Annotated in this window: 4 protein-coding genes; 2 read left to right on the top strand and 2 right to left on the bottom strand. The window is 37.4% G+C overall.

Annotated elements, in window-relative coordinates; all coding sequences use genetic code 11:
* Positions 1–430: 430 nt before the first annotated feature.
* Both RBU60_RS14065 and RBU60_RS14060 read right to left on the bottom strand, forming a co-directional pair.
* Positions 431–1,618 (bottom strand): pyridoxal phosphate-dependent aminotransferase, encoded by a 1,188-nt coding sequence (locus tag RBU60_RS14065; RefSeq protein WP_308865700.1) that lies wholly within the window; start codon positions 1,616–1,618, stop codon positions 431–433.
* 15 nt (positions 1,619–1,633) lie between these two features.
* Positions 1,634–2,734: a fatty acid desaturase family protein gene (locus tag RBU60_RS14060; RefSeq protein WP_308865699.1), complete on the bottom strand. Its 1,101-nt coding sequence runs from the start codon at positions 2,732–2,734 to the stop codon at positions 1,634–1,636.
* 185 nt (positions 2,735–2,919) lie between these two features.
* On the opposite strand from RBU60_RS14060, the gene RBU60_RS14055 reads away from it, so the two are divergent.
* On the top strand, positions 2,920–3,654 hold the full coding sequence (locus tag RBU60_RS14055; protein ID WP_308865697.1) for a TrkA C-terminal domain-containing protein: 735 nt from the start codon (positions 2,920–2,922) through the stop codon (positions 3,652–3,654).
* A gap of 48 nt (positions 3,655–3,702) precedes the next feature.
* Positions 3,703–4,335 (top strand): 16S rRNA (guanine(527)-N(7))-methyltransferase RsmG, encoded by a 633-nt coding sequence (rsmG, locus tag RBU60_RS14050; RefSeq protein ID WP_407660212.1) that lies wholly within the window; start codon positions 3,703–3,705, stop codon positions 4,333–4,335.
* Positions 4,336–4,479 lie beyond the last annotated feature (144 nt).

Below are 4,479 nucleotides of genomic sequence, written 5' to 3'. Positions count from 1 at the left end.
GACCTAAACGTTTTCCGCTTTTTATCATCTTTTAAATGTTTTATAAAACGGTCAACCTATATCAGGGAGTGACAAAAAGTGAGAAAAGCAGAGAATAGAGAATAGACCAGTGTGGAAGTGAAAAGTTAAAAGTGTAAAGTGAAAAATCTTCAATCGTTAATCCAAAAAAAACCTCCTTTGTCGGAATGAAAATTAACAAAAAAACTGTCATTCTGAACCTGCCCGAAGTGAATTCATTCAGGCGGGCTTGTTTCAGAATCTTATTCTCGCCTTCTTCAAATCATAAAAAAAACCTTTACTTTAAGGAGTAGGATTCCTCCTTCTTCGGAATGATAGTAGCTAGTAAAAAACAAAAAGTGAGAAGTTAAAAGCGAAATACTCACCTCTAACCTCTCACCTCTCACTACTAAATACTAATAACTAATTTCCTCTAACTTAGCGCGGCTTTTATTTGTTTTATCGCTTGTTTGATATCTGCTTCGCTGGCCGCATAAGAAAGTCTTAAGCAGTTAGGATCTCCAAAGGCTGCTCCAGTGACGGTAGCGACTTCGGCTTCTTCTAGTAAATACATGCTTAAATCTGTAGCATTGTTAATGGTGGTACCATTGTAGCTTTTTCCGAACAATTCCGAGACATCGGGAAACACATAAAAAGCACCTTGAGGCGCGTTACACTTAAATCCGGGTACGTCACTTAGTAAATCTAAAATAAGTTTTCTACGTTCTTTAAACGTATCTATCATAAAAGAAATCTTGCTTACAGGCGCTTCTAATGCTGCAATCGTCGCACGTTGCGCAATACAATTGGCACCACTGGTAAACTGCCCCTGAATTTTAGTACAGGCTCTAGCAATATAACTAGGCGCACCAATGTAACCAATACGCCAACCGGTCATCGCAAAGGCTTTTGAAACTCCGTTTACGGTGACGGTGCGATCGTACATATCATCAAACTCGGCCATAGAAACGTGATCGCCTACAAAATTGATGTGTTCGTAAATCTCGTCACTTACCACAATAATTTGAGGATGTTTTTTTAAGACATCCGCCAGCGCTCGTAATTCTTCTTTGCTGTATAACATTCCGCTTGGATTGCAAGGAGAGCTATACCATAGCATTTTAGTTTTAGGCGTAATTGCCGCTTCCAATTGCTGAGGTGTCATTTTAAAATCGGTGTCGATGGTCGTAGGAACTTCTACTGGAACGCCTTCCGCAATTTTTACAATATCCTTATAGCTTACCCAATACGGACAAGGTAAAATCACCTCGTCTCCAGGATTAATGCATACCATCGCCACATTGGCTAAAGACTGCTTTGCTCCCGTAGAAACCACAATTTGTGATTTGTCATAAGTAAGACGATTGTCTCTTTTAAATTTATGAATCACGGCTTCTTTAAGGTCTACATAACCATCAACAGGCGTATACGAGTTGTAATTGTCGTTAATCGCTTGTATGGCCGCATCTTTAATAAAATCTGGGGTATTAAAATCGGGTTCTCCCAAACTAAGTCCGATGATATTTTTTCCTTCCGCTTTTAATTCACGTGCTTTGGCAGCCATAGCCAAGGTAGCCGAAGTTTCTAATCTATTGATTCTGTCAGATAATTGCTCTTGCATAAATGTTGTTAGTTTTTAGGCAGTTATTGCAGGCTTCATACCCATTTCTTTTAAGTGAGTGAAATGGGCTATAATCGCTGCTCTGGTGGTTTTGTATTCGTTATAAGGAAGGTTGCACTCTTGGGCAGTCTCCTTTACTATTTTAGAAATTTTTTGATAATGAATGTGGCTAATATTAGGGAAAATATGATGTTCTACTTGGTGATTTAATCCGCCTGTAAACCAATTCACAATATTGTTTTTGGTAGAAAAATTTACCGTAGTAAACAGTTGGTGAATGGCCCAAGTATTCTTCATAGAACCTTGGTCATCTGGTAAAGGCATCTCAGTTTGTTTTACCACGTGCGCCAATTGAAAAACTATACTTAAGATAAGTCCTGCCGTATAATGCATAATGAAAAAGCCAAGTAGAATTTTCCACCAAGCAATACTCATCAACAACATAGGGATCACAATCCAGATGGCAATATAAAGTGTTTTGGTAATGGCAATGGTGCTCCATTGTTTTAACGGACTAGGAAGCTTCCCGTAGGATAATTTTCTTTTTAAATAACGTCGAGTTTGTTTAAAATCGGTGGTAAGCACCCAGTTAAACGTAAGTAATCCGTAAAGTAAAACCGAATAGTATTGTTGAAATCTATGAATTTTTCTCCACTTAGAATGTTCGCTAAAACGGATAATTCTTCCCGCTTCTAAGTCTTCATCGTGTCCGTGAATATTGGTGTACGTATGGTGTAAAACATTGTGTTGTACTTGCCAATTATACACATTTCCGGCAAGAATATACATACTGCTTCCCATCACTTTATTAATCCATTTTTTGGAAGAATAGGCGCCGTGATTGGCGTCGTGCATGACGTTCATTCCTACTCCAGCCATACCTACTCCCATCACGATGGTAAGTAAAAGCATCCACCATTGGGAGATGTCTAGGGTAAGAATTAAAAAGTAGGGCGTAAGGAAAAGTGAAAACATCACGATGGTCTTTAGGTGAAGTTTCCAGTTTCCGGTTTTTGAGATTTCGTTATCCTTAAAATAACTATTCACCCTTTTATTCAAAGTTCTAAAAAACTTTGCGGAATCTATTCTGGAAAATTTAATAACTTGTTCTTTCATCTGTCTTGAGTAAGAGAATTCAAATTTAAGAATTTATCTGCTTATTAAAGCATGTCCTTTCATAAACTATGCCTTTAACTATAACTGAAAATTTATTTTTTAATTGTTTTTTGTTTGTTTTATCTTTTTCTCTTAAATGATTATGATTTATTTTTATAAGTCTATAGCATTAAATACCTAAAGTTATGATCCCAGCCATATCCTTGTTTGTCATTGTGAGTATTTCGGCATTAATCACCAGAGTAGCAGCCATCGCATTGGCTCATACGGGACTTTCTACAGAGAGTGCACGATTTCAGGCTAGATCGGCGTATACGGGCTCGGGTTTTACCACCCAAGAGTCTGAAAAAATTATGAGTTTTCCTGTACGCCGAAAAATCATTTATATGTTGATGCTGATAGGAAATGCAGGAATTGTAACCACGATGTCTACTTTAATCCTAGCTTTTGTGCTTCCTAACACGACCAGCTCTTTGCTTTATGGCTTATTGATTATTGTGGTAGGGATAGGCTTTGTTTGGTGGGCGATTAGAAGCTCTGTGGTGGATCGATGGCTATCTAAAGTGATAGGGAGAGCTTTGAAGAAATATACGAATATAGATGTAAAAGATTATGCTTCTATCCTCCATTTGTCCGATGATTATAAAATATCTGAATTGCGGGTAGATGAAGAAAGTTGGTTGTCCAACAAAAGCCTTATCGATTTAGATTTGCGCAAGGAAGGGATTATTGTGTTGGGAATACAACCCGAAGACGGAGATTATGTAGGCTCGCCTAACGGAAGTTCTCTTATAAAGCCCCATGATATCATTACGATGTACGGTAAAGAAGAGACTTTTTTAAACCTGAACCAACGCCAACGAAACTGGAAGGGAGAAATGGAACATCAAAAGGCCGTAAAGGATCTTCAGGATTCGTAAAACATAAAGCTACAAAATCATAAACAATACTATATTTGCAAAAAAAAGATGTTGGAAGAAATCACCACTTATTTTCCTGACTTAACGGAAGATCAAAAAGATAAATTTACGCGTTTAAAGGACTTGTATAAAGATTGGAACCTAAAAATCAACGTGGTTTCCAGAAAAGATATCGATGAAATTTATACGCGACACGTGTTGCATTCTTTGGGGATTGCTAAAGTGCAGCCTTTTTTACCAGGCAGTAAAGTGATGGATGTGGGAACTGGTGGCGGTTTCCCCGGAATTCCTCTTGCTATTTTATTTCCAGAAGTAGAGTTTCACTTGGTAGATAGCATTGGGAAGAAGATTAAAGTAGTGAACGAAGTTGCTGAAGGTTTAGGCTTACAGAATGTAAAAACCTTCAATTGCCGTGTAGAAGAAGTAAACGGTCAATATGATTTTATTGTAAGTAGGGCCGTGGCACAAATGGAAACTTTTGTGCGTTGGGTGAAAGGAAAAATAGCCAAGAAAAACAAGCACGAGTTAAAAAATGGAATCTTATATTTAAAAGGCGGAGATTTAACCGAAGAATTAGCCATCTATCAAACTGCAAAAATATATCCGTTAAGCGATTATTTTAAAGAAGATTTTTTTGAAACCAAAAGCGTGGTTTATCTTCCTATGAAATATAAAGGATAAAAAACGATCTCATAAGAGAAAGCTTAAAACAAAAAAACCTACTCGAAAGCAGGTTTTTTTCATCTATTATATGTCCCGTCCTAAAATAGCGATACACAAAAACCGGGTGTATATGAAAACATCAGAAAAGAGTGGGTACCAGAA

Origin of the sequence: Mesonia profundi (assembly GCF_031085155.1) — a bacterium.
Taxonomy (GTDB): Bacteria; Bacteroidota; Bacteroidia; order Flavobacteriales; family Flavobacteriaceae; genus Mesonia; species Mesonia profundi.
Note: the sequence above shows the minus strand (reverse complement) of the source record. Positions and strands in the feature narration are given on the sequence as shown.

What these genes read in the sequence shown, in the direction of transcription:
- RBU60_RS14065 (WP_308865700.1), bottom strand. Translation starts at nt 1,618, where the DNA reads ATGCAAGAGCAATTATCTGACAGAATCAATAGATTAGAAACTTCGGCT.
- RBU60_RS14060 (WP_308865699.1), bottom strand. Translation starts at nt 2,734, where the DNA reads ATGAAAGAACAAGTTATTAAATTTTCCAGAATAGATTCCGCAAAGTTT.
- RBU60_RS14055 (WP_308865697.1), top strand. Translation starts at nt 2,920, where the DNA reads ATGATCCCAGCCATATCCTTGTTTGTCATTGTGAGTATTTCGGCATTA.
- rsmG (WP_407660212.1), top strand. Translation starts at nt 3,703, where the DNA reads ATGTTGGAAGAAATCACCACTTATTTTCCTGACTTAACGGAAGATCAA.